At 72.0% G+C, this 22,207-nt stretch carries 22 protein-coding genes; 9 read left to right on the forward strand and 13 right to left on the reverse strand.

Features of this window, described 5'->3' with window-relative positions:
• Positions 1–10: 10 nt before the first annotated feature.
• The 4 genes from ACIBQ6_RS45385 to ACIBQ6_RS45400 all read left to right on the forward strand — a co-directional run bounded on the left by ACIBQ6_RS45385 (position 11) and on the right by ACIBQ6_RS45400 (position 4,998).
• Positions 11–1,450, forward strand: coding sequence for a GuaB1 family IMP dehydrogenase-related protein (locus tag ACIBQ6_RS45385; RefSeq protein WP_357965821.1), 1,440 nt, complete (start codon positions 11–13; stop codon positions 1,448–1,450).
• A gap of 139 nt (positions 1,451–1,589) precedes the next feature.
• Positions 1,590–1,964, forward strand: coding sequence for an FKBP-type peptidyl-prolyl cis-trans isomerase (locus ACIBQ6_RS45390; RefSeq protein WP_352357863.1), 375 nt, complete (start codon positions 1,590–1,592; stop codon positions 1,962–1,964).
• Between the two features lie 109 nt (positions 1,965–2,073).
• Positions 2,074–3,597, forward strand: a complete 1,524-nt coding sequence (locus ACIBQ6_RS45395; RefSeq protein WP_397218954.1) for an ATP-dependent DNA ligase — start codon at positions 2,074–2,076, stop codon at positions 3,595–3,597.
• A 606-nt stretch (positions 3,598–4,203) separates the two neighbouring features.
• Positions 4,204–4,998, forward strand: coding sequence for a septal ring lytic transglycosylase RlpA family protein (locus tag ACIBQ6_RS45400; RefSeq protein ID WP_397218955.1), 795 nt, complete (start codon positions 4,204–4,206; stop codon positions 4,996–4,998).
• 1,076 nt (positions 4,999–6,074) lie between these two features.
• Here the strand turns inward: ACIBQ6_RS45400 and ACIBQ6_RS45405 are convergent.
• On the reverse strand, positions 6,075–6,671 hold the full coding sequence (locus ACIBQ6_RS45405) for a DUF1707 and DUF4870 domain-containing protein (RefSeq protein ID WP_358284116.1): 597 nt from the start codon (positions 6,669–6,671) through the stop codon (positions 6,075–6,077).
• 130 nt (positions 6,672–6,801) lie between these two features.
• Here ACIBQ6_RS45405 and ACIBQ6_RS45410 point away from each other — a divergent pair, with 130 nt between their 5' ends.
• The gene (locus ACIBQ6_RS45410; protein ID WP_352327808.1) at positions 6,802–7,146 is read left to right on the forward strand and encodes a hypothetical protein; all 345 of its coding nucleotides are present in this window, start codon (positions 6,802–6,804) and stop codon (positions 7,144–7,146) included.
• Positions 7,147–7,190: 44 nt separating this feature from the next.
• Here the strand turns inward: ACIBQ6_RS45410 and ACIBQ6_RS45415 are convergent, their stop codons facing one another.
• From ACIBQ6_RS45415 to ACIBQ6_RS45440, 6 genes are all read right to left on the reverse strand, one after another.
• Complete coding sequence (locus ACIBQ6_RS45415) at positions 7,191–8,294, reverse strand: DUF4192 domain-containing protein (RefSeq protein ID WP_397218956.1); 1,104 nt, start codon at positions 8,292–8,294, stop codon at positions 7,191–7,193.
• Between the two features lie 233 nt (positions 8,295–8,527).
• Positions 8,528–9,295, reverse strand: coding sequence for an EI24 domain-containing protein (locus ACIBQ6_RS45420; protein ID WP_397218957.1), 768 nt, complete (start codon positions 9,293–9,295; stop codon positions 8,528–8,530).
• Between the two features lie 10 nt (positions 9,296–9,305).
• A complete protein-coding gene (locus ACIBQ6_RS45425; protein ID WP_352327805.1) occupies positions 9,306–9,887 on the reverse strand; it encodes a nucleoside triphosphate pyrophosphatase in 582 nt (193 codons plus the stop codon).
• Positions 9,888–9,915: 28 nt separating this feature from the next.
• Positions 9,916–10,506, reverse strand: a complete 591-nt coding sequence (locus ACIBQ6_RS45430; protein WP_358284108.1) for a DUF937 domain-containing protein — start codon at positions 10,504–10,506, stop codon at positions 9,916–9,918.
• Between the two features lie 101 nt (positions 10,507–10,607).
• Complete coding sequence (gene ftsH, locus ACIBQ6_RS45435; RefSeq protein WP_358284106.1) at positions 10,608–12,527, reverse strand: ATP-dependent zinc metalloprotease FtsH; 1,920 nt, start codon at positions 12,525–12,527, stop codon at positions 10,608–10,610.
• Between the two features lie 37 nt (positions 12,528–12,564).
• Positions 12,565–13,383 (reverse strand): hypothetical protein, encoded by an 819-nt coding sequence (locus ACIBQ6_RS45440; RefSeq protein ID WP_397218958.1) that lies wholly within the window; start codon positions 13,381–13,383, stop codon positions 12,565–12,567.
• A gap of 170 nt (positions 13,384–13,553) precedes the next feature.
• On the opposite strand from ACIBQ6_RS45440, the gene ACIBQ6_RS45445 reads away from it, so the two are divergent.
• Positions 13,554–14,522 carry a DUF3616 domain-containing protein gene (locus tag ACIBQ6_RS45445; protein WP_397218959.1) on the forward strand — a complete coding sequence of 323 codons (969 nt, stop codon included), beginning with the start codon at positions 13,554–13,556 and terminating at the stop codon, positions 14,520–14,522.
• On the opposite strand, the gene ACIBQ6_RS45450 is transcribed toward ACIBQ6_RS45445, so the two are convergent.
• Together ACIBQ6_RS45450 and ACIBQ6_RS45455 are read right to left on the reverse strand one after the other, a co-directional pair.
• The gene (locus tag ACIBQ6_RS45450; RefSeq protein ID WP_358284098.1) at positions 14,512–15,180 is read right to left on the reverse strand and encodes a peptidyl-tRNA hydrolase; all 669 of its coding nucleotides are present in this window, start codon (positions 15,178–15,180) and stop codon (positions 14,512–14,514) included. The genes ACIBQ6_RS45445 and ACIBQ6_RS45450 overlap by 11 nt on opposite strands.
• Positions 15,180–16,448, reverse strand: a complete 1,269-nt coding sequence (locus ACIBQ6_RS45455) for an MFS transporter (RefSeq protein ID WP_358284095.1) — start codon at positions 16,446–16,448, stop codon at positions 15,180–15,182. Before ACIBQ6_RS45455 ends, ACIBQ6_RS45450 begins: the two co-directional genes overlap by 1 nt.
• A gap of 71 nt (positions 16,449–16,519) precedes the next feature.
• On the opposite strand from ACIBQ6_RS45455, the gene ACIBQ6_RS45460 reads away from it, so the two are divergent.
• Positions 16,520–17,470, forward strand: coding sequence for a GlxA family transcriptional regulator (locus ACIBQ6_RS45460; RefSeq protein ID WP_397218960.1), 951 nt, complete (start codon positions 16,520–16,522; stop codon positions 17,468–17,470).
• A 6-nt stretch (positions 17,471–17,476) separates the two neighbouring features.
• On the opposite strand, the gene ACIBQ6_RS45465 is transcribed toward ACIBQ6_RS45460, so the two are convergent.
• The gene (locus ACIBQ6_RS45465) at positions 17,477–18,241 is read right to left on the reverse strand and encodes a class II aldolase/adducin family protein (RefSeq protein WP_397218961.1); all 765 of its coding nucleotides are present in this window, start codon (positions 18,239–18,241) and stop codon (positions 17,477–17,479) included.
• Positions 18,242–18,279: 38 nt separating this feature from the next.
• The gene (locus ACIBQ6_RS45470; protein ID WP_358284089.1) at positions 18,280–18,729 is read right to left on the reverse strand and encodes a hypothetical protein; all 450 of its coding nucleotides are present in this window, start codon (positions 18,727–18,729) and stop codon (positions 18,280–18,282) included.
• A gap of 38 nt (positions 18,730–18,767) precedes the next feature.
• On the opposite strand from ACIBQ6_RS45470, the gene ACIBQ6_RS45475 reads away from it, so the two are divergent.
• On the forward strand, positions 18,768–19,382 hold the full coding sequence (locus tag ACIBQ6_RS45475; protein WP_358284086.1) for a TetR family transcriptional regulator C-terminal domain-containing protein: 615 nt from the start codon (positions 18,768–18,770) through the stop codon (positions 19,380–19,382).
• Here the strand turns inward: ACIBQ6_RS45475 and ACIBQ6_RS45480 are convergent.
• Both ACIBQ6_RS45480 and ACIBQ6_RS45485 read right to left on the reverse strand, forming a co-directional pair.
• Positions 19,341–20,822: an FAD-dependent monooxygenase gene (locus ACIBQ6_RS45480; RefSeq protein WP_397218962.1), complete on the reverse strand. Its 1,482-nt coding sequence runs from the start codon at positions 20,820–20,822 to the stop codon at positions 19,341–19,343. The genes ACIBQ6_RS45475 and ACIBQ6_RS45480 overlap by 42 nt on opposite strands.
• The gene (locus tag ACIBQ6_RS45485; RefSeq protein WP_387663470.1) at positions 20,819–21,448 is read right to left on the reverse strand and encodes a TetR/AcrR family transcriptional regulator; all 630 of its coding nucleotides are present in this window, start codon (positions 21,446–21,448) and stop codon (positions 20,819–20,821) included. The genes ACIBQ6_RS45480 and ACIBQ6_RS45485 overlap by 4 nt, the downstream gene beginning before the upstream one ends.
• A 98-nt stretch (positions 21,449–21,546) precedes the next feature.
• On the opposite strand from ACIBQ6_RS45485, the gene ACIBQ6_RS45490 reads away from it, so the two are divergent.
• Positions 21,547–22,122 (forward strand): CGNR zinc finger domain-containing protein, encoded by a 576-nt coding sequence (locus tag ACIBQ6_RS45490; RefSeq protein WP_397218964.1) that lies wholly within the window; start codon positions 21,547–21,549, stop codon positions 22,120–22,122.
• The last annotated feature ends 85 nt before the right edge of the window (positions 22,123–22,207 follow it).

Raw genomic sequence — 22,207 nt, forward strand, 5'->3', positions numbered from 1 at the left:
ATGGATGAACGTGAAGTTTCTCAACGACCAAGAGCCTCGTTACGATTTGACTTACAGCGACGTGTTCATGGTGCCGTCGCGCTCCTCGGTCGGATCGCGGCTCGCGGTCGACCTCTCCACGAATGACGGCACGGGCACCACGATCCCCGTCGTCGTCGCCAACATGACCGCGGTCGCCGGCCGCCGCATGGCCGAGACCGTGGCCCGCCGCGGCGGGATCACCGTGATCCCCCAGGACATCCCCCTCGACGTCGTCGCCGACGTGGTCGACTGGGTCAAGAAGCGCGACCTGGTCCACGACACGCCGCTCACCCTCACCCCGCACGACACCGTGGGCGAGGCGCTGCAACTGCTGCCCAAACGCGCCCACAACGCGGTCATCGTCGTCGACTGGGACAACCGGCCCGTCGGCGTGGTGACCGAGGCCGACTGCCAGGGCGTGGACATGTACACGCAACTGTCCGAGGTCATGTCGAGCGAGCTGCTCACGCTGCCCGCCGGACTCGACCCGCGCGGCGCCTTCGACCGCCTGCACGAGGGCCGCCACCGCCTCGCCCCCATCGTGGACGACGAGGGCCGGCTGGTCGGCATCCTCACCCGCACGGGCGCGTTGCGGGCCACCCTCTACCAGCCCGCGCTCGACGCCCAGGGCCGCCTGCGCATCGCCGCGGCCGTCGGCGTGAACGGCGACGTCGCCGCCAAGGCCAAGGAACTGCTGGAGGCCGGGGCCGACTGCCTGGTCGTGGACACCGCCCACGGCCACCAGGAGAAGATGATCGCCGCCCTGCGCGCCGTCCGGGCGCTCGACCCCGGCGTGCCGGTCGCGGCGGGCAACGTGGTGACCGCCGAGGGCGTGCGCGACCTGGTCGAGGCCGGGGCCGACATCCTCAAGGTCGGCGTGGGGCCGGGCGCCATGTGCACCACGCGGATGATGACCGGCGTCGGGCGTCCGCAGTTCTCGGCGGTGCTCGAATGCTCGGCCGAGGCCCGCCGGCTCGGCAGGCACGTCTGGGCGGACGGCGGCGTCCGGCACCCCCGCGACGTGGCCCTGGCGCTGGCGGCCGGGGCGTCCAACGTCATGATCGGCTCGTGGTTCGCCGGCACGTACGAGTCGCCCGGCGACGCCCGCACCGACGCCGACGGGCGCAAGTACAAGGAGAACTTCGGCATGGCCTCCTCCCGCGCCGTACGGCTCAGGACGGCCGAGGACTCCGCCTACGACCGGGCCAGGAAGGCGCTGTTCGAGGAGGGCATCTCGACCTCGCGCATGTACCTCGACCCCAAGCGGCCCAGCGTGGAGGACCAGATCGACGGGATCGTCGCGGGCCTGCGGTCGTCGTGCACGTACGCGGGCGCGGCGAACCTGGAGGAGTTCCACCAGCAGGCCGTCGTCGGCATCCAGAGCTCCTCCGGCTACGCCGAGGGCATGCCGCTGCACCAGAGCTGGTGATCCACCGGCCACGGTGACGTGCCCTTTCTCCCGGCTTCGGGCGGCCCGGCGCCGGGAGAAAAGGGCGGGCATGAACGACGGCCGTACCCCGACGGCATAGAGTCGTCGGGTTATTGTCATCGTCAACAGGAGCACATTCGTGGCACTCGAGAAGCCCGAGATCGACTTCCCCGAGGGCAACCCGCCCGCCGACCTGGAGATCGTCGACCTCGTCGAAGGCACTGGCCCCGAGGCCAAGCCGGGCCACAACGTCAGCGTCCACTACGTGGGTGTCTCGTTCTCGTCCGGGGAGGAGTTCGACGCGTCGTGGAACCGCGGCCAGGCGTTCGAGTTCCCGCTCGGGGGCGGCCGCGTCATCGCGGGCTGGGACCGCGGGGTCGCCGGGATGAAGGTCGGCGGCCGTCGCAAGCTGGTCATCCCGCCGCACCTCGGTTACGGCGACCGCGGCGCGCCGCCGCGCATCAAGGGCGGCGAGACGCTGATCTTCGTGGTCGACCTGCTCGGCGTCAGCTAGACCGGGAACGGGCGGGCCGCCGACGGTGGCCCGCCCGGCTACCCCTGCTTTGGAAAACCCGGCACATATCGGGTGGGGAAATGTCGGCGTGGTGAGGCACGATAGCGGTGTGCTTCTGATCGACGTGGTCCGGACCTCCGACGCGGTGACGCGCACCTCCGCACGGCTGGGCAAGGTCGGGCATCTGGCCGAGCTGCTCGCCCGGGTCGGCCCGGACGAGGCGGAGATCGCCATCGCCTACCTGTCGGGCGACCTGCCGCAGCGCCAGATCGGCGTGGGCTGGCGCTCACTGGAGGACGTCCCGCAGCCCAAACTCGCCGCAACCGCCACCCTCACGACCGTCGACGCGCTGCTGACCCGGATCAAGGCCGTCTCCGGCCCCGGCTCGCAGGCGGCGCGCAGAGCGCTGGTCGCCGAGCTGTTCGCCGGGCTGACCAGCCAGGAGCAGCAGTTCATGCGCAGGCTGCTCAACGGCGAGCTGCGCCAGGGCGCCCTCGACGGCGTGATGATCGAAGCGCTGGCCAAGGCGTCCGGCGCGCCGTCGGCCGATGTGCGGCGGGCGCTCACCCTGCGCGGCTGGCTGCCCGCCGTGGGCGCGGCGGCGCTGACGGGCGGCGTGGCGGCGCTGCACGCGTTCAAGCTGGAGGTGGGGCGGCCGGTCTCCCCCATGCTCGCCGGCAGCGCGCCCAACGTGGCGGCCGCGCTGGAGAAGGCCGGCTCGCCCGCGTCCCTGGAGTGGAAGCTCGACGGCGTACGCGTGCAGACCCACCGCTCGGGCGCGCAGGTGCGGGTCTTCACCCGCACTCTCGACGACATCACCGCGCAGGTGCCCGAGCTGGTCGAGGCGGTGCTCGGGCTCGACTCCGCCGACCTGGTGCTCGACGGCGAGGTCCTCGCGCTGCGGCCGGACGGGCGTCCCCACCCGTTCCAGGTGACCGCGAGCCGCGTCTCCAGCAAGACCGACGTCGCCAGGCTGCGCGAGCAGACCCCGCTCAGCGTGTTCTTCTTCGACGCGCTGCGCGCCGACGGCGCCGACCTGCTCGACCTGCCGTACTCCCAGCGCCAGGAGGCCCTGGCCCGCGCCGTCCCGCCCGGTCTGCTGACGCCGCGACTGATCACCGCCGACGTGGCCGAGGCGGAGAAGTTCTTCACCGACGTGGTCAAGGCGGGCCACGAGGGCCTGGTGGTGAAGTCCCTGTCCTCCCCGTACGCGGCCGGCCGGCGCGGCGCGGGCTGGATCAAGGTCAAGCCCCGGCACACGCTCGACCTGGTCGTCCTGGCGGCCGAGTGGGGCCATGGCCGGCGCGAGGGCAAGCTGTCCAACCTGCATCTGGGCGCGCGCGACCCCGAGGGCGGGTTCGTCATGCTCGGCAAGACGTTCAAGGGGCTCACCGACGAGCTGCTGGCCTGGCAGACCGAACGCTTCCTCGAACTCGCCGACGGCCCCACCGACGAATGGGCGGTCAAGCTGCGGCCCGAGCTGGTGGTGGAGATCGCCTTCGACGGCGTGCAGCGTTCGCCGCGCTACCCCGGGGGGATGGCGCTGCGGTTCGCCCGGGTGCTGCGCTACCGCCCGGACAAACGCCCCGAGGACGCCGACACCGTCGCCACCGTCCGCTCCCTCATGCTCTGACCGCACCCGCCGGCCTGCACGTCCGCAGCGCAGAGCCCGGCCCGTGCAGGTAAGCGAGGGGTCACCTGGAGCTCCCATCGCTTCCACCTGCACACACTCCCGAACGCCTTACGAGTCCGCACCCATGACCGCCGCGCCACCTTCCCGCCAGATCCCCCGCCCCCTCCCAGGGCAGACTGCACGATCAAAGAGCAGGCACCGCGGCGTGAGGATGCCCTCGGTCTCGACCTGAGGGGCGGGTTGGGCAGGTTGGGCGTTCGCGGCCTTAGATCACGGTCAGCCCAGTTGCGGCCTTAGATCAAGTTGCGCCCGTTTGTGGGCTGCGGTCGGGTTGGCCTGAGGCGTGGTGTTTAGACGAGTTCTGTCGTTCTTCGGAAAGCCCAAGATCCTCGGCGTACGCTCGGCGTTCTGGGCCTCTTGCGCCCTTAAGTGAGATATGTCACTGTATGTCGCATTAAGTTGTCTTTACTTGCCGTTTGTCGCATATGTTCGTCCTCGCCCGCCGGATCCCCCATCCCTTGCGGGCGGACAGGCCGTCACACGCCTCCCACCCCCCATGACCTGGCCTTTCCCTTTCCTGTCCCCTAGCTAGGACCGTGGTTTACCTTGGGCCAGCACTCCCACAAATCGTCCCCCAACGACCGCAAGCTCTCCCCGGGCAAGCGCCGCTGGACCGCCATCGCCGCTGGGGCCGCCGTAGTGGCCGCCGCCTCGACCACCGCCTGGGCCGCCGTCGGCAACGATGCCCCCGGCACCACCGCCGCCAAGGACGCCGCCACGGCGACCTCCACCGGCACCCCCAACCCGCCGGTCGCGGCCAACGTCTCCCAGGCCAGGACCACTGCCCCGGCTCCCACGGCTTCGAGCCCCAGCGCCTCGACCTCCACCGCTTCGGGGCCGAGCGCGAAGGGCGTCCCGAACTCCCCGCACGGCGCCAACCCCGCGCCGAAGGCCCCCGCCGCCGCCCGGCCCGACGCCACCGAGACGCCGGCCTCCGACACAGCCTCGTCCGATACGGCGGCATCCGACGCGGCAACGTCCGACTCGGCGAAGAAGACGACCAAGACCGTCAAGCCGGTCAAGCTCCGGGCCACGAAGCCGAAGGTCCGCGTCCTGTCCTCCGGGACGTGTGGCGCCTCGTACTACGGCGAGCCCCAGATGACGGCCAGCGGCGAACGCTTCAACCCCTCCGCCATGACCGCCGCGCACAAGACCCTTCCGCTGGGCAGCCGCGTCCGCGTCACCAACCCGCGCAACGGCTCGGCGGTCACCGTACGCATCAACGACCGCGGCCCGTACGTGGGCGGCCGATGCCTCGACCTCTCCAGGGCCGCGTTCGACGCCATCGGCAGCCTGGGGGCGGGCGTGATGACCGTCCGCTACGAAGTTCTGGCCCGCTGACCGCGTTCGGTCTCTCTCCTCGGCCCCGCCCCCGCTCATTCGTCCGCTGGGGGCGGGGCGGGCCCTCCCCCAACACCGCCCCCCACGAATCCCACAATGCGCCGATCCTGGCTGCCGACACCCCAGCCCCGATCGCCGGTCTCCATCGGAGGGCCGGGGAGCGGAGGAGATGGAACCGCGACATCGGGATCGGGGTGTTCGGGGGACGGACATCGGTCGCCCGGGGGACCGAACCCGGAATGTCGGGGCTGCGACCGCTATGCCTGGAGGGCTGGAACCCGAGAACTGGGCCCGGATGTCCGGGAGCTGCGACCGGGATCCCTGGAGACCTAGGTGGACAACTGGTTCCGGACATCACCGACATCCGTCGGGCCGTTACCGCAGCCCGCGATCCGAACCCCGTGCCCCCTGCTCTTCCAGACGTCCTTGAATCCCTCGGCCCGCTGCCCGGACGTCTCTTCGATGGCGGTCTCGATACCGCGATTTCGATGGCTCGGGCCCCCGACCCGGAATCCCCGCACCCCGATGCCCCGGGGACGCCCCGATGTTCCCGAACGTCCCCCGACGTCCCACGGTCCAGATCCGCGGGTCCAGATCCCCGGGTCCCGATCCGCTGCCATCCCCGGACGTCCCCCGACATCCCGCAGGCCCGCTCCCCGAGCGGCTACCCGATCGCGGGCCCGATACCGCGGTTTCGATGGCTCGGGCCCCGACCCGAAATCCTCGAACCCCGAAATCCTGGGGACGCCCTCGATGTCCCCGGACGTCCCCCGACGTCCCTTGGTCCCGGTACCGCGTGTCTCCGCCCCGGTCCCCCGCGATTCCTGAGACGTCCCCCGACATCCCTTGAGCCCGATCTGAGTTCCCGGGTCTCGGCATCGCTCGGTCCTGATCCAGATCCTTGGACGTCGCGATCCACCTCTCGGGTATCCCCCGATATCCGGTACCCGCGAGACCCCCGCATCTGCGATCCGCGCGTCCGTCTTTAGCCGCCGACGCGCGTCGGCTTCTCTCCAACCCGTGCGCACGCCGCCGTTTCGTCGAGAGCAGGCTCCCCCGCGTGCTGCCGGGAGGCGTTACTTGACCAGGCGGACCGTCAACGGGTAGCGGAAGCTGCTCTCGGCCAGGGCTGAGATGCCACCGACGATGCCCAGGACGACGGCACCGACCCAGATCACCGGCAGCAGCACGATGCCGATGACGGTGAGCGGCAGGATGCAACTCGCCCCCACCACGGTGAGCTGGAAGTTCAGGGCCTCCAGCGCATGCCGCCGCAGGTACGGAGAGGTCTTGGCCGCCGTGAGCAGCAGGATCAACGGGCCCACCACCGGGATCCCGACGGCCATCAGCAAGTGGCCGAGGGCGGCCTGGACGCGTTCGTTGCTCTCCGGAGCCCGCTCCGGACGGACCGGCCGGGGCATCGGCGGCGCGAATCTCGGCACCGCCATCGTCCCGTACAGCTCGTTCATGATGGGCATCAGGTCGCCGTGCGTACGCGCGGTCATCGCACGTTCCAGCCGGTCGTCGAACTCCAGCTTGTCGAAGCGGCCCTCCGCGTAGGCAGCCTTGACGTGCTCGACGACGTGCTCTCGGTCCTGGTGGGTGACGCGCAGATGAGCTGGCGGCACCTGTCCCGGCCCGGGGGTCTTGGGTACCCCAGCCATGATGGTCATGCCTCTCCTTGGAATCGGCAGTCAACTTTCATACTGCGTCCTCGGAGCCGGACGTGCCATCGGGAGAAACCCCGAGCTGTCCCCGAGATCATCCCCGACACCGGCGCTCCGGACGGTATAAAAAGGATCCATGAGATGGCGAGACCGCTACGGTATCCGTCGGCTGCGCGGGCAGAAGATCGCGCGGTTCGACCGCGAGGCGACCGATGCCGACATCGAAGCGCTCATCGCCTTCGCACGTTCGCGGCGTGGCGTCGAGTTCTACGTCGAGCCTGAGACGTTCGCCACCGACACGACCGCTGTGGCGGTGGCCGACGACGGCGAGTGGACCAGGCGCAGGGTCGGGTCGCCCGCGGTGATCCACAAGGTGGCCCGAGATCTGGCGTTACCGGTGTACGACGTGCAGCTGACGGGCTATCCCCCTCGGATGCGTGCTTACAACGAGCGCCGGCGCCGCGAAGAAGGCAGCCTGTAGTTCCGGCGGAAAGGGTGCTGGTGGAGGCCACCGGCACCCTTTCTTCATGCGCTCCCGCCCGGCCCCCGGTGCCGGTCGGGCCCCGGCGGGGGCGGCACGTCGTCGAGCAGGCCGAGCATGGGGATCAGCCAGCCGCCGTTGGCCGTCCCCATGGCGGTGTCGAGCTCGGCGGGGCTGGGCAGGCGGTCTCGGACGACGGTTGGTGAGAGCAGGCTCTGCAGGGCGTGCATCAGGAGATTGGCCATCGAGTAGTGGGGGTCGGTGGTGAGGGCGCGTTCGAGGGCGATGGTGGCCAGGATGTTGTCGCCCGTACGCCAGGCCGCCATGGCCAGCAGAGAGGCGGCCGGCGGGACGAAGCGGGGCTCCAGGCGGCGGGTGAGGTCTTTCCACAGGGGCAAATGGGCCTCGCGCATCATGGTCCAGGCTTCGTCGCGGACTCTGATCACGGTCAGGGCCAGGCCCAGGCGGGCGGCTGCGATGTCGTCGAGGCGGGTGCCGTCGGCGTGGGCGGTCAGGGTCGCGCGGACTTCGGCGAGCGCCTCGGCGACGTAGCCGCGGGCGAAGGTGTCCAGGTCCGGGGCGGCCACCAGGCGGGCGCGGACCTCGGCGACGGCGGTGGCGGTGGCCTGTCGCATCGCCATGCGGACCGGGCCGGCGGCGGGGGCGATCGTGCGTTCGAGACTGCGGCGGTCGGGGAGGGCGACCAGGCCGCGCACGGTGGCCTCGGCGGCGATCTGGCTGGTGGTCGGGTCGTATGGAGTGCCTTCGGGCGGGCAGCACCGGGGCAGGTCGCAGATGTAGGACCAGTAGCGGCCCTCGTGGGCGCGGAGCGCCTCGCCCACGCGGATCTCCGATGCGGCGGCGAGCCGCCTGGCCTCGTCGACGGCGGGTGTGACCGTGTCGCCTCTGCCGTAGCCGACGATGACCAGCTCGGTGACGCCTTCACGGGACAGCAGGCCGGGGAGGGGGTCGAGGGTGCCCCGGGGGAACGGGAGGTCCCACCTCGCGGCCACCTTGGCCTGGCCCCGGTGGAGGCCGACCACGACCAGGCTGTCGTGGGGATGGAAGCCGACCAGGTAGGGTACGGCGGCCAGGATGTCGGCCGGGCTGATGAGCGTGAGGCAGGGGGCCGAGGCGTTGGTCGTCATGAGCGTCAAGGGTGCCGGGGAGGCACGCCTCGCAAACGCCCGAGCGCGGTTCTGTGGATGACGAGCGCCCCGACGGCCCACCCTGTGGACGACCTCGCACGAATGGAACAAACCGGCAGGTCAGGCGGCGAAGCGGGGAGGGGGATCAGGCGGGTGGGAGGTCACGCAGGTGGGGAGTCAGGCCGCTGGGGTGACGCGGGTGGGGGCGCGCGGGTGAGGGGCGCGCGGGTGGGTTATGCCGGTGGGGTCAGGTGGGTGGGGTTGGTGGGTGGGGTGGGGGTTGTGCGGGCGCGTACGAGGAGGGCGGCGCCGGCCACCGCGGCCGGCATGGCCACCACCGCCACGAACGGCACCAGGAACAGCAGGAACCCCACCACCCCGAACCCCAGCGTGGTCGCCATGTTCCGGCGCAGCAGCGCGAACCGTTCCTTCCTGGCCACCCCCCGCCTTTCGAGGGCCAGCGTGGTCAGCTCGACCGTCAGGAAGAACCCGGAGACGAAGGCGCCGACCACGGGCACCACCGTCTGGCCGATCACCGGCACGAACCCCAGGAAGAACAGCGGCACGGTGAACAGCAGCACGTAGAACAGGGTGATCAGGCTGTCCCTGATCGAGCGGGGCAGCGTCCGCCACCACGGCTGCTCCACCGCGCCGGGCAGCGGGTCGGCCTCGGCCGAGAGCCGTTCGTAGAACGGCTCGCCGATCGCCAGCGTCAGCGCCGTGAACGTCAGCACCGCCAGCGCCAGCCCGCCGAGGAAGATCGCGATGCCGACCAGCGTGCGGAACAGGTCGGCCCAGCTCCACGAGTCGGCGAACGGGGTGAAGAACTCGGCCACGTCGCGCGCGTGGGTGCCGAGCAGGATCAGCGCCGCCACGTAGACGGCGAACGCGATCACCGCCGGGATCAGCCCGAACAGCCACCACCGGCCGTGCCGCGACACCCATCCGAGACCCTGGAAGAAGAAGCCGACGCCGGCGGCGAAGTCGCGCAGAGATCGCATGCCCGGCAGGCTAGCGCCAGAACGACGTGACCGCGTAACCCAGCTCGTCGAACAGCTCGCGCAGCAGCGGCAGGGACACCCCGAGCACGTTGCCGTGGTCGCCCTCGATGCCCTCGACGAACCAGCCGCCGCGCCCCTCGATGCTGAACCCGCCGGCCAGGCCGAGCGGCTCGCCGGTGGCGACGTAGGCGGCGATCTCCTCCTCCGACGGCTGGCCGAAGCGCACCACGGTGGTGGCCACCTGCGCCGCCTGCCGGCCGGCCGGCACGTCGATCACGCAGTGGCCGGTCACCAGGCGGCCGGTGCGCCCTCGCATGATGCGCCAGCGCTCGACGGCCTCCTCGGGGGTGCCGGGCTTGCCGTAGGGGCGGCCGTCGAGTTCGAGGATCGAGTCGCAGCCGATGACCAGCCCCTCCTCCAGCCCGCTCGCGACGGCCTGCGCCTTGGCCTTGGCCAGGACGAGGCTGAGCGCCGCCGGCGAGTGCGCGGAGAAGGCGTCCTCGTCGACCCCGGAGACGATCACCTTGGGGTCGAGGCCGGCGTTGCGCAGAACGGTGAGGCGGGTGGGCGAGGCAGAGGCCAGAACGATCACCGTCCCAGCTTACCGAAGGCCCGCGCGGTCACCAGTCGTGGTTGGGGGTGCCCCTCGCGGGCTGCCGGTCGGCCGGGTCGTACGGGCCGCCCTGGGCCGGGACGGTGCCGCCGAAGATGCCGCTCAGCAGGCCGTCGAGCAGGTGGCCGAGGCCGCCGGGCAGCGAGGCGTGCTCCTCGCGCAGGTCGGCGGCCAGGGCGGAGGCGTCCATGTTGGCCTTGGCGGCGCGGCCGGCCAGGAGGGACATGACCATGGGGGCGACGAGCGGGAGCAGCCGCATGATGGTGCCGGAGCTGACGCCGGCCAGTTGCGAGAGCCCGGCCGCGGCCCGTTCGGTGCCCTGGCCGCCGAGGACGTGGCCGAGGATGCTGTGGCCGTCGCGGGTCAGGGAGGCCACGTCGCCGTTGAAGGGGTCGGCGTCGACGTGGTCGTCGAGGGCGCCGCGCAGGGCCTCGGCGCCGTCGGGGTGCTCGGCGTTGCGGGCCATGCCGCCGATGACGGTGCCGGCCACGGCCTCGACGACCTTGCGCGCCGTGGCCGTGTCGGTGCCGAGCATGCCGGCGATCTGGTCTACGCCTGAGTCGCCGAGCTGGGTGAGAAGCTCGTCATTCAGTGTCAAGGCAGTCCCCCGATCCGAGTCGCGGGAGACGTTCCCCGGCCGTGATCGAGGCAAGGCCGGGGTTCCCCTAAGTCTCGGGAAAGGCGGGTCTCCAGCGGGGCTCAGTCGAGGGCGGGCTGCTTGCTGCCGCTGGCCAGGCCGGCGGCGGCGTACGCGCTCGCCTCGTCGAGCGTCTCGTGTTCGAGCAGGGCCGCCACGATGCCGTCGAGCCGTTCGCGGTTCTCGGTGAGCACCTGGACGGCGCGCTCGTAGCACTCGTCCACGATGCGCCGCGCCTCCTCGTCGACGGTGGCCAGCGTGGCCGGCGACGCCTGCGGCGAGGAGCCGTCGTTGGGCAGGATGGTCAGCGGGCCGATCTTCTCCGACATGCCCCAGCGGCCCACCATGCCGCGCGCGATCATGGTGACCTGTTCGAGGTCGTTCTCGGCGCCGGTGGTGATGATGCCGTAGACGACCTGCTCGGCCGCCATGCCGCCGAGCGCGCCGGTGATGCGCCCGCGCAGGTACGGCTCGTCGTAGGCGTAGCGGTCGGTGTCGGGGGTGGACAGCGTGACGCCGAGCGCCCGGCCGCGGGGGATGATCGAGATCTTCCTGACCGGGTCGGCGCCGGGCTGGAGCATGCCGAGCAGGGCGTGCCCGGCCTCGTGGAAGGCGGTGCGGGTGCGCTCCTCCTCCGGCATCACGATGCTGCGGGCCGCGCCGAGCTGGAGCTTCTCCAGCGCGTCCGCGAAGTCGGACATGTCGACCTTCTCCTTGCCGCGCTTGGCGGCGAGGAGTGCGGCCTCGTTGACCAGGTTGGCCAGGTCGGCGCCGGTCATGCCGGGGGTGGTCTTGGCGATGCGGTCGAGGCTGACCTCGCCGTCGAGCGGCACGCCGCGCGAGTGGACCTCCAGGATGGCCGTGCGTCCTGCCGCGTCGGGCAGGCCCACCTGCACCGTGCGGTCGAAGCGCCCGGGACGCAGCAGCGCCGGGTCGAGGATCTCGGGCCGGTTGGTGGCCCCGATGACGATCACGCCCTCGGCGCCGGAGAAGCCGTCCATCTCGGTGAGGATCTGGTTCAGCGTCTGCTCGCGCTCGTCGTGGCCGCCGATGCCGCCCGCGCCGCCGCGGGCCCGTCCGATGGCGTCGATCTCGTCGATGAACACGATCGAGGGCGCGACCTTGCGGGCCTCCTCGAACAGGTCGCGGACGCGCGAGGCGCCCACGCCGACGATCATCTCGATGAACTCGGAGGCGCTGGCCGAGAAGTACGGCACCTTGGCCTCGCCCGCCACGGCCCTGGCCAGCAGCGTCTTGCCGGTGCCGGGAGGGCCGGCGAGCAGCACGCCCTTGGGCAGCTTGGCGCCCAGCCTGCGGTACTTGCCGGGGTCCTTCAGGTAGTCGACGACCTCGACGAGCTCGTTCTCCACCTCGTCGATGCCGGCGACGTCGTCGAACGTGACGCGCACCTTGTGGGCCTCGACCGGCTTGGCGGCCTTGGACTTGCCGAGCCCGCTCAGTCCGCCGCCCATCATGCTGGCGCCGCGGCGCATGATCCAGATCCACAGGCCGGCCAGCAGCAGCACGGGCAGCAGCGACAGCAGCAGGTTGGAGAAGAAGCCGCGGGTCAGCGGCTTGGACGTGGTCTCCACCTGGGCCGACTTGAGCTGCTGGTCGAGCTGGTCGGTGTTGGCGAAGGCGGGGATCTCGGTCTGGAACTTGGTGTAGGACTCGTTGCTCTCGGGGTTCTTGGCCGCGCTCCTCAGGTCGCCCTCGACCGACAGCCCCTGGGCGTAGATGTCCTTGACGTTCTTCGCCTCGACCTGCTTGGTGAACTCGGTGTAGGAGATCGTCTCGACCGAGTTGTTGTCGACCAGGGAGGAGACGACGAAGAAGCCCGCGTACACCACGAGCAGGGTGACGACGAAGCGCCACCAGTTGATCTTCGGCCGCCCGCCTGGCGAACCGGGCAGGCCTTCCGAGCGCCAGGGCGGCTTGACCTTGCCCTTGTTCGGTGCCTGCGGCGGTCCAGAGCGTTCCACGGCGTCACTCCCCCACATCGCCGCATACATGATCTTTCTAGCCTAGAACACGCACTCCTGAGACCACGCGGCCAATATCACGCCAACGCTTTCTCTGCGAGTCAGGCACTGTGACGAACGCAAGTCCTGGCTTGCTCATTCCCCCGTCCATCACCACGACGGCCGCCCGGGAGGAATGTTTGCCGTATTTGACGCGGTATACGAGCATCCATCCGGTTTTGACGCGTTGTGAGGCGAGCCAACTGATCTTGGAGCCCTTGGGGTGGTGGTTGAGCGTCCAGCGCGCGGCCAGCAGCGCCGTGTCGCGCGGCGACTTCTGCTCCATGATCGGCAGCGGGCAGGTCACCAGCATGCCGCGCAGCCTGCCGCCGCGCACCGCCGGCAGCACCTGCTTGCTGGTGAACGGCGCCGCCCCGTGCGTCTTCCACGGCTTGCCCAGCCGGGGCACGGCCAGGCCGGTGCGCCGGTCCTTCACCAGCCGTTTGGCCGGCCGGGGCAGGGCCATCCGCTTGACGCGGCCGGTCAGGCGGGGCACCCGCGGGTCGGCGTACAGGGCCTGCATGGCGGTGTAGCCGGGCGCGAGCGAGGAGCCCGGCGACGGCGTCGGGGTCGGCGTGAGAGCGGACGTCGGCGTGAGGGAGGACGTCGGCGTGGCGGACGACGTCGGCGTGGGGGTGGCCGACGTCGTGGGGGCCGGCGCGGAGGAGGCGGGTGCGGACGAGGCGGGTGCGGCCGGCGGCGCGGTTACCGGCCCCGCCACGACCTCGTCCGGCCCGGACGGGAGCGCCAGGACGATCACCGTGGCACCGACCGCCACGGCCGCCACGACGGCGAGCCCCCGATATATCGACCGCATCCGGACATCGCCGATGCGGGAGCGCCTGGGCGGTGAAACAGGGTTCGCAGGGCGGTCTGTGGTTCTCACTCGTGAACCCTCGGTCTCATCTTCCCCATGGAGCACGACGGGAGCGTACGACATATCCCGCCATTGCGTGTGTGAAGCGACCGAAGTGCAATCATGGCGGGGTGGAACAGGTGGAACTGCGGTTCGGCGAGGACTCCCGGTTCGCCCAGACGCACACGAATCTCTCCGCGGTCAGGTGGGAGCCGTCGGGACTGTGGGTGGCCGGCGACGAGACCGCCACCGTCGAGCGGCTCACCTGGACCGGCGACCACTTCGGCGACGAGCGCTCCTTCTTCCTGGCCGACTACGTGGACCTGCCCGCCGGACGCTTCGACGAGGCCGACATCGAGGGCCTGGCCAGGGCCGACGGCCATCTGTGGGCGGTCGGCTCGCACAGCCTCAAGCGCCGCAAGGCCAAGCCGGGCAGCCCGGAGAAGTCGATCAGGCGGCTGGGCACGGTCGTCCGCGAGGAGAACCGGTTCATCCTGGTCCGCCTGCCGCTGGACGCGACCGGCGAACGTCCGCTGCCCGGCGCGATCCTGTCCGGCGAGCGCAACGTCGCCGCCATGCTGTCCGGCGACCGCCATCTGGCGCCGTTCCTGGCGCTGCCGGGCAAGGACAACGGGCTCGACATCGAGGGCATCGCGGTCGTGGGGGAACGGGTCTACCTCGGGCTGCGCGGGCCGGTGCTGCGCGGCTGGGCCGTGGTGCTGGAGATCCGTCCGGTGGACGACGACGGCGGCGGCCGGTTACGGCTCGACGGGCCGTACCGCAAGCACTTCCTGGACCTCGGCGGGCTGGGCGTGCGGGACATGTGCCCGCACGGCGGCGACCTCCTGCTGCTCACCGGGCCCACGATGAGCCTGGACGGCCCGGTTCGGGTCGTGCGCTGGCGGGAGCGGCAGGGCGGCGGGCTGGTGCCCGCGCACGACCTGGAGACGGTCCTGGAGCTGCCCTACGGCGTCGGCGACGACCATCCGGAGGGGCTGGCCGTGCTGCCCGACGGCCGGCTCATGGTCGTCTACGACAGCCCGTCGCCCGCCCGGATCACCCCGGCGGGCGGCGTGCTGGCCGACGTCTTCACGATCTAGCGACCCGCCCCAGGAGCCAGGGCGCCTCGGCGACGAACGTGCACGAACCCGGCTCGATCTCGGTGAACCCGGCGTCGCGCACCACGGGCAGCCCGGCGGCCACCTTGGCGTCGAAGTCGTCCCTGCCGGGCGCGGCGCGCACGGAGACCGCCAGGCCGTCCGCCCGCCAGGCGGCCCGCTCGGCCTCGTCGCTGGCCCACCAGGCGAGCTGCGCGGCGTGCCCGGCCTGGGCCATGGCCTTGCCCGCCGACATGGTCAGCACGGGGTTCTCCCACAGGACCGGCGGGCCGGAGGGCGGGTCGCCGGGCTCGGCGGCGTCGCTCAGCTCGGTGCCGCCCACCTGGAGCCGGGCCAGATCCTTGGGCCAGGCGTCGAGCGGGACGGGCGGGTGCACCCGCACCTGCGCCGTGCGGTGCTCGACCGTGCGGCCGGGGAGCGCGGCGGCCCTGCGCCACTCGGCGCCCCTGGCGCGCCGCACCACCTTGCGGATCTTGCCGGTGGACTGCCAGGCGTGCAGCTCGGCGGCCCACTCCCCCGGGTCGTCCAGCAGGCTCAGCACGGCCATGGCGGCGGCCTCCAGCGCGTCGGTGCGCTCGGGGGGAGCGGCCCTCTCGATCCTGACCACGAGGGGGAGGACCATCAGTTCGGTCTCGTTCATCACCGTCTAGCATGCCGGATGGCCAGGGACATTCCCGCAGCCAGCAGGCAGAGGGCGCCGGCGGCGTACCAGGCCAGGTCGTAGGCGCCGAGATGGTCGCGGGTCAGGCCGGCGCCCACGGCGGCCACGGCGGCGCCCACCTGGTGCGAGGCGAACACCCAGCCGAACACGACCGCGCCGTCCTGGCCGTAGATCTGGCGGCACAGGGCGACGGTCGGGGGCACGGTGGCCACCCAGTCCAGGCCGTAGAACACGATGAAGATCAGCATGCTGGGCTCGGTGGTGGCCGCGAACAGGCCGGGCAGCAGCATCAGCGACAGGCCGCGCAGGCCGTAGTAGACGCCGAGCAGCAGCTTGGGGTTGACCTTGTCGCTGAGCCAGCCGGAGGCGACCGTCCCGGCGATGTCGAAGATCCCGATGATCGCGAGCAGGCCGGCGGCGACCGGCTCGGCCATGCCGTGGTCGTGCGCGGCGGGGATGAAGTGCGTGCCGACCAGGCCGTTCGTGCTCATGCCGCAGATCGCGAAGCCGCCGGCGAGGAACCAGAAGGGCCGCGTGCGCGCGGCCGAGCGCAGCACCGTCAGCGCCCGCGCCGCCGCGTTCCCGCCGGCCGGCCCGGTCCGTACGGCGCCCGCCTCGGCGCCGAGCGCCGTCGTGCCCACTTCCTCGGGGTGGTCGCGCAGCAGCCACCAGACGAACGGCACCACCGCGAGCGCGGCGCCCGCCACCGTCAGGGAGGCCACCCGCCAGCCCGGCCCCTCGGCGAGCCAGGCCAGCACGGGCAGGAAGATGAGCTGCCCCGTCGCGCCCGCCGCGGTCAGGATGCCGGTGACCAGCCCCCGGTGCCGGACGAACCAGCGGTCGGTCACCGTGGCGGCGAACACCAGCGCCATCGACCCGGTGCCGAGCCCGATGAACACGCCCCAGAACAGCAGCAGGTGCCAGCTCGCCGTCATGATCACGGTGAGCCCGCTGCCCACCGCGACCAGCAGCAGGGCCAGCGACACCACGCGGCGCATGCCGAAGCGGTCCATCAGCGCGGCGGCGAAGGGCGCGGTCATCCCGTAGAGCACCAGGTTGATCGACACGGCCAGCGAGATCGTGCCCGTGCTCCAGCCGAACTCGTCGTGCAGCGGGGTGATCAGCACGCCGGGGGTGGCGCGGAAGCCGGCCGCGCCGAGGATGGCCACGAAGGCCACGGCCGCGACCCACCAGGCGCGGTGGATCCGGCGGGTCCGCGTGGGGGCGGGGGTGGTGCTCAACGTCATGCGCCAATCCTGATTCATCGCATTTTGACGGCGCGAGTGGCCCGAAAGCCAATATGTGCAAGAATCGGGCCATGGCCCATCGTGTCGCGGTCGTCGTGCTGAACCACTTCGCCCCGCTCGACCTCGGCGTGCCCGGCCAGGTCTTCGAGTCGGCCGAGACGCCGGACGGCGAGAAGCTCTACGAGGTCGTGACCTGCTCCCCCGACCGCGAGCCGGTCCGCTGCACGGCCGGTTACACCGTGCTGCCCGACCACGACCTCGACGTGCTCGACACGGCCGACACGGTGCTGGTCCCCGGCATCCACGCGGGACGGGCGATGAAGGACGGCACGATCACCGCCACCCTGCGCGGGGCCCTGCAAAACCGGCCGCGGGTCATGTCGATCTGCACGGGCGCGTTCGTGCTGGCCGCGGCGGGCCTGCTGGACGGCCGTCCGGCCACCACGCACTGGCGCGAGGCGGCCCGGTTCGCCGCCCTGTTCCCCCAGGTCAAGCTGGACCCCGACGTGCTCTTCGTGGACGACGGCGACGTGCTGACCTCGGCCGGCGTCGCGGCGGGCCTCGACCTATGCCTGTACGTGATCAAGCGCGACCACGGCACCGAGGTGGCCAACCGGGCCGCCCGCCGCTGCGTGATGCCGCCCTGGCGGGACGGCGGCCAGGCGCAGTACATCGAGCGCCCCCTGCCGCACGACGGGGCCGGCGGCACCGCCGCGACCCGCGACTGGATGCTGGCCCACCTCGACGCCCCGCTCGACCTGGCCGTGCTGGCCGCCCACGCCAGGATGAGCGTGCGCACCTTCACCAGGCGCTTTCGCGAGGAGACCGGGATGAGCCCGGCCAAATGGCTGTCCGGCCACCGCGTCCGCCACGCCAGGCGGCTGCTGGAGACCACCGACCTCGGCGTGGAGGAGGTGGCCAGGCGCTCCGGCTTCGGCACGGCGGTCTCGCTCCGGCAGCACCTGCACGCGGCCGTCGGCGTCGCGCCGCTGACCTACCGGCACACCTTCCGCAGCTCCTGAGAGCCCCTACTCGAACAGGTCGGGCTGCTCGCGCACGATCTGGTCGTGCAGCGGCTGGTAGTTGATCCAGCCGACCAGGTCGTTGCCGATCTGCTGGTGGGTGAGCGCGGCGTTGTCGGCCTCGATGGGCACGACCTGCCCGGCGGCCTTGGCCAGGAGCTGCACCTGGGCCGAGCGTTCCATGGTGATGAACCACCAGGCGGCCGCGTCGACCGTGTCGCCGACGGTCAGCAGGCCGTGGTTGCGCAGCACGAGGGCCTTGTTGCCGCCCAGCGTCGCGGCGATGCGCTTGCCCTCCTCCAGGTCGGTCACGACGCCCGTGTAGTCGTCGAACAGCGCGTTGTCCTGGTAGAAGGCGCAGGCGTCCTGGGTGATGGGCTCGATGGTCTGGCCGAGCGCCGACAGGGCGCGGCCGTGGATCGAGTGGCTGTGGGCGGCCGCGACGACGTCGGGACGGGCCTGGTGCACCTGCGAGTGGATGGCGAAGGCGGCCTCGTTGACGTGGTAGCGGCCCTCGACGACCTGGCCCTCGTGGTTGACCAGGATGAGGTCGCTGACCCTGACGTGCTTGAACGACATGCCGAACGGGTTGACCCAGAAGTGGTCGCTCAGCTCGGGGTCGCGGGCGGTGATGTGCCCGGCCACGCCCTCCTCGAACCCGAACCTGCCGAAGATGCGCAGCGCCGCCGCGAGGCGTTCCTTGCGGTGCCGCCGCTCCTCCTCGATCGTCTCGAACGTCGGCGGCAGGCGGAAGATGAGGTTGTCCGGCATGGCTCTCCTCGTGCACAGAATGTTGTTCTGACCGCAGACTAACGCCTGAACGGCACGCCCGCCGTCCGCGACCTGGCCAGGATCACCAGGGCCTCGCCGAGCAGGCCGACGCCGATCGACAGCGGGATCGAGCGAACCTCCTCATGCATGCCGGTGGCCAGCGCCAGCGCGCCCACGCCGAAGCTGATCGCGAACGTCACGACCCACACGACCAGCGTCCGCCAGGTGTAGCGCTGCCAGAGCACGCCGTCCTTGGGGAAGACCTGCGTGGTGGCCGCACGCAGGGCGCCGAAGGCGACGCCGATCAGGGCGGTGACCGCCAGCCACATGATGTCGAGCGCGGTGGGGCGCAGGTCGAGCAGGCCGTGGAGGCCGATGCCGATGAGGATGACCGGCGGCGCGTACACGTCCTTGGCGACGAGCGGCTGGCCGATCATGCGGCGGGCCACGGAGTAGACGACGAGTGCGGCGATTAGTAGCACGTCCATGCTAAATAAATTAGCAGGGCCGTGCTATAAAGGACAACATGCCGAAAGTCGTGGATCCCGAGGCCCGCCGCGACGAGGTGGCCGACGCCGTGTTCCGGGTCGTGCGCCGCGCCGGGTTCGAGCAGGCGTCGCTGCGGAACGTGGCGGAGGAGGCCGGGCTCGCCATCGGCTCGGTCCGCCACTACTTCGCCGGGCACACCGAGCTGATGACCTTCGCGATGCGCGCCTCGATCGAGCGGATCAGCGCGCGGCTGGAGGAACGCGTCGGCCCGCTGCTCGCCGCGCGGAACGGCGAGGAGCGGGCCGAGCTGGTGGAGCAGATGTTGTCGGAGCTGCTGCCCCTGGACGAGCCGCGGCTGGAGGAGGCGGCGGTCTGGCTGGCCTTCACGACGGCCGCGCGCACCCGGCCGGAGCTGCGGCCGCAGGCCCGCGAGGCGTACGACGGCATGCGCCGCCTGGTCGGCCGGATCATCGAGGGCATCGCCGCGCACGGCCGCCTGGACGCCGACGTCGAGGTGGAGACCGAACGGCTGTGCGCGCTGATCGACGGGCTCACGGTCGAGGGCGTGCTGCACCCCGAGCGGATGACGCCCGGCCTGATGCGCCGCTGTCTACGCCGCCACCTCGACACCCTTGCCGAACCAGGTCTCTAGCGCCCGCGTCAGCGTCTCGTCCGGCGTGCCCGCCCAGGCCACGTAGCCGTCGGGGCGGACCAGCACGGCCTCGGCCGGGCACGACGGCACGGTGACCGTCTCGACCCGCTCGTGGCGCACGCGCAGCTCGCCGGTGCGGTCGAGCAGCAGCGGACGGGCCCGGGAGGCGGGCTCGGCGGGCAGATCGGCCAGGAACCGGCCGGCGAGGGGATGCCCGCTGCCGGGCGTCGGGTAGGGCAGGTCGGAGCCCGCCATGAGCGCCGCGACGCGCCGCCGGTTGGCGTCGTCGTCCAGCAGCTCGGCGAACAGCGTGCGCAGGGCGGTCACGTCGGGGCCCGGCGCGGCCAGGGCGAGCTGGGCGCTGGAGTGCAGGGCCACCCGCTCGGCGGCGGGCCTGCGCTCGGCGTCGTAGGTGTCGAGCAGCCCCTCGGGCGCCCAGCCCTGGAGCTCGGCGGCCAGCTTCCAGGCCAGGTTGGCGGCGTCCTGGAGGCCGAGGTTGAGCCCGGGGGCGCCCATGGCCGAGTGCACGTGGGCGGCGTCGCCGGCCACCAGGACGCGGCCCGCCCGGTAGCGGTCGGCCACCCGGGTCTCGCGGCCGTTCAGCCGCCGGAGCAGGTGGGGGCCCTCGCCGGTGGGCGGGGCGAGCGGCAGGTCGGCCCCGAGCACGCGGGCCAGGCTCGCGCGCAGCTCGCCGATCGTCATCGGCACGTCGTCGCCGGGGACCTCGCAGCCCCACTCCATCGCGGTGACCGAGAGCTCGCCCGGCCCCGTGGGGAGCATCGCGTACGCGCCGCGCTCGGTCCGGTGCCAGGTGTAGAGCGCGAACGTGCCGTGGCCGGGCGCCTCCATCTCGGCCGTGCCGGGCCGCACGACCGCTCCCGGCACGGTGACGTGGGCCGTGCGGCTGACGACGTCGGGCGCGCTCACCCCCGGGAAGCCGATGCCGGCCCGCTTCCTGACCAGGCTGTGTGCGCCGTCGCAGCCCACCAGGTAGCGCGTCCGCAGCTCGAAGGGGCCTTCGGGGCCCGTCACCGCGAGCGTGACGCCCTCGGCGTCCTGCTCGAAGCCGGTCAGCTCGTGGCCGCGCCGGATCTGCACGCCAAGCTCGGTGGCCCGCCGCTCGAACAGCTCCTCCAGCTCCGGCTGCCGGACGGGCAGCGCGCGCAGCGGGTTGCCGTCGAGCCCGGCCAGGTCGAGCGGCATGGCGCCGAAGACGAACGCGGGCACCGGCGCGGGCGCCGCGGCGAGCCCGCGCTGGTGCAGCAGGCCGACGACCTGGCCGATGATGCCGTTGGCCTTGGGCCGGCCGCTGCGGGCGGGCAGGCGTTCGAGCACGACGGGCCGGACTCCGGCCAGGCTGAGCTCGCAGGCCAGCATCAGGCCGTTGGGCCCGGCGCCGGCGATGACGACGTCCGCGACCGCGGCGTCTGTCGAGGTCATGGGGTCTCTCCTTCCGTTCTGGGGTGGGGGGCGGGCAGCCCCGCGGCCAGGCGGTGCAGCGCCTCGCGCAGCACCGGCACCAGCGGGACGGGCGGGTCGGAGCGCAGCCAGTGGCCGACGGCCACCTGCACGGCGGCGCTCACCGTGGCCGCCACCAGGTGCGGGTAGAGGTCTTCGTCCGGATCGGTGCCCGTGCGCTCGGCCACGGCCGCGGCCAGCTCGCCGTCGGCCGCGAACTGGGCCTTCAGCGCCTCGGCGCGCAACGCGGGCTCCTCGGCCAGCAGCCTGGTGAGGGCCAGCCGGTCGGCGTCGGGCGGCCCCGGGCTGGTCAAGGCGTGTTCCCAGGGCTCGGCGACGGCCGCGATCAGCGCCTCCCACAGCGGCTCGGCCGCCGGGCGGGCGCGCAGCACGGCCACCGTCCGCCGGACGCGGTCGGTGTGGCGGGCGGCGAGGGCCTCGTACTTGCTGGAGAAGTAGTTGTTGAACGTGCGCGGCGACACGCCGACCAGCTCGGCGACGTCCTCCACCCGGACGTTCTCCAGCCCGCGCTCCAGGGCCAGCCGGAGCGCCGCGTCCATCAGCGCCTCGCGGGTCGCCTGCTTCTTCCGTTCCCTCAATCCGGTCACTCTTTCAGAGTACGTATTTTTTCTGATCGCGTAATCTTTCTGAACAAGCAATTCTTTACCTAACGGCCGCCCGATCGAGCAGGCGTTAGATTGGAGAGATGTCCACCACGCTGACCATGGAGTTCGCCGGCACGGTCAGGGCCGACCGCTCCGGGCCCGTCGACCGGCTGCGCGACGCCGCCGCGATGACCGAATGGCTGCGCCAGCACGCGGCCGACCTGGACCTGCCGCCCGGCTTCACCGCCACGGAGGAGTTGCGCGAGCAGACCGTACGGCTGCGCCAGGCCGTCCGGGCGCTGCTGGCCAGGGCGATCGCCCCGGAGCCGCCGAGCGTCGCGGACGCGGCCACCCTGCCCGGCTTCGCCGAGTCGCTGGCCCTGGTCAACGCCACCGCCCTGGCCGCTCCCACGGCCCCGCAACTGTCATGGACCGGCGAGCCGGCGCTGACCATGGCCCCCGCGACCAAGGCGAACCCGTCCACGCGCCTGCGGGGGCGGCTCGCCGTCGCGGCGGTGGAGTTCCTGGCCGGGCCCGACCGCGCCCTGCTCCGCACCTGCGGGGCCCCGCGCTGCGTGCTCTATTTCGTCAAGGAGCACCCGCGCCAGGAGTGGTGCTCACCGGCGTGCGGCAACCGCGCGCGGGCGGCGCGGCACTACCGGGAACACAAGAAATAGCCCTCTCTAACGCCAACGACCCACTTTTGCCGTTATATTGATTTCTAACGGCCAATCAGTCGTGCAACCGTTAGACGAGGAGAGT

Source organism: Nonomuraea sp. NPDC049655 (assembly GCF_044465465.1).
Lineage (GTDB): Bacteria > Actinomycetota > Actinomycetes > Streptosporangiales > Streptosporangiaceae > Nonomuraea.

What these genes read in the sequence shown, in the direction of transcription:
- ACIBQ6_RS45440 (WP_397218958.1), bottom strand. Translation starts at nt 13,383, where the DNA reads ATGCGGTCGATATATCGGGGGCTCGCCGTCGTGGCGGCCGTGGCGGTC.
- ACIBQ6_RS45475 (WP_358284086.1), top strand. Translation starts at nt 18,768, where the DNA reads ATGCCGAAAGTCGTGGATCCCGAGGCCCGCCGCGACGAGGTGGCCGAC.
- ACIBQ6_RS45410 (WP_352327808.1), top strand. Translation starts at nt 6,802, where the DNA reads ATGAGATGGCGAGACCGCTACGGTATCCGTCGGCTGCGCGGGCAGAAG.
- ACIBQ6_RS45465 (WP_397218961.1), bottom strand. Translation starts at nt 18,241, where the DNA reads ATGCCGGACAACCTCATCTTCCGCCTGCCGCCGACGTTCGAGACGATC.
- ACIBQ6_RS45415 (WP_397218956.1), bottom strand. Translation starts at nt 8,294, where the DNA reads ATGACGACCAACGCCTCGGCCCCCTGCCTCACGCTCATCAGCCCGGCC.
- ACIBQ6_RS45490 (WP_397218964.1), top strand. Translation starts at nt 21,547, where the DNA reads ATGTCCACCACGCTGACCATGGAGTTCGCCGGCACGGTCAGGGCCGAC.
- ACIBQ6_RS45405 (WP_358284116.1), bottom strand. Translation starts at nt 6,671, where the DNA reads ATGACCATCATGGCTGGGGTACCCAAGACCCCCGGGCCGGGACAGGTG.
- ACIBQ6_RS45450 (WP_358284098.1), bottom strand. Translation starts at nt 15,180, where the DNA reads ATGAACGAGACCGAACTGATGGTCCTCCCCCTCGTGGTCAGGATCGAG.
- ACIBQ6_RS45420 (WP_397218957.1), bottom strand. Translation starts at nt 9,295, where the DNA reads ATGCGATCTCTGCGCGACTTCGCCGCCGGCGTCGGCTTCTTCTTCCAG.
- ACIBQ6_RS45455 (WP_358284095.1), bottom strand. Translation starts at nt 16,448, where the DNA reads ATGACGTTGAGCACCACCCCCGCCCCCACGCGGACCCGCCGGATCCAC.
- ACIBQ6_RS45460 (WP_397218960.1), top strand. Translation starts at nt 16,520, where the DNA reads ATGGCCCATCGTGTCGCGGTCGTCGTGCTGAACCACTTCGCCCCGCTC.
- ACIBQ6_RS45480 (WP_397218962.1), bottom strand. Translation starts at nt 20,822, where the DNA reads ATGACCTCGACAGACGCCGCGGTCGCGGACGTCGTCATCGCCGGCGCC.
- ACIBQ6_RS45470 (WP_358284089.1), bottom strand. Translation starts at nt 18,729, where the DNA reads ATGGACGTGCTACTAATCGCCGCACTCGTCGTCTACTCCGTGGCCCGC.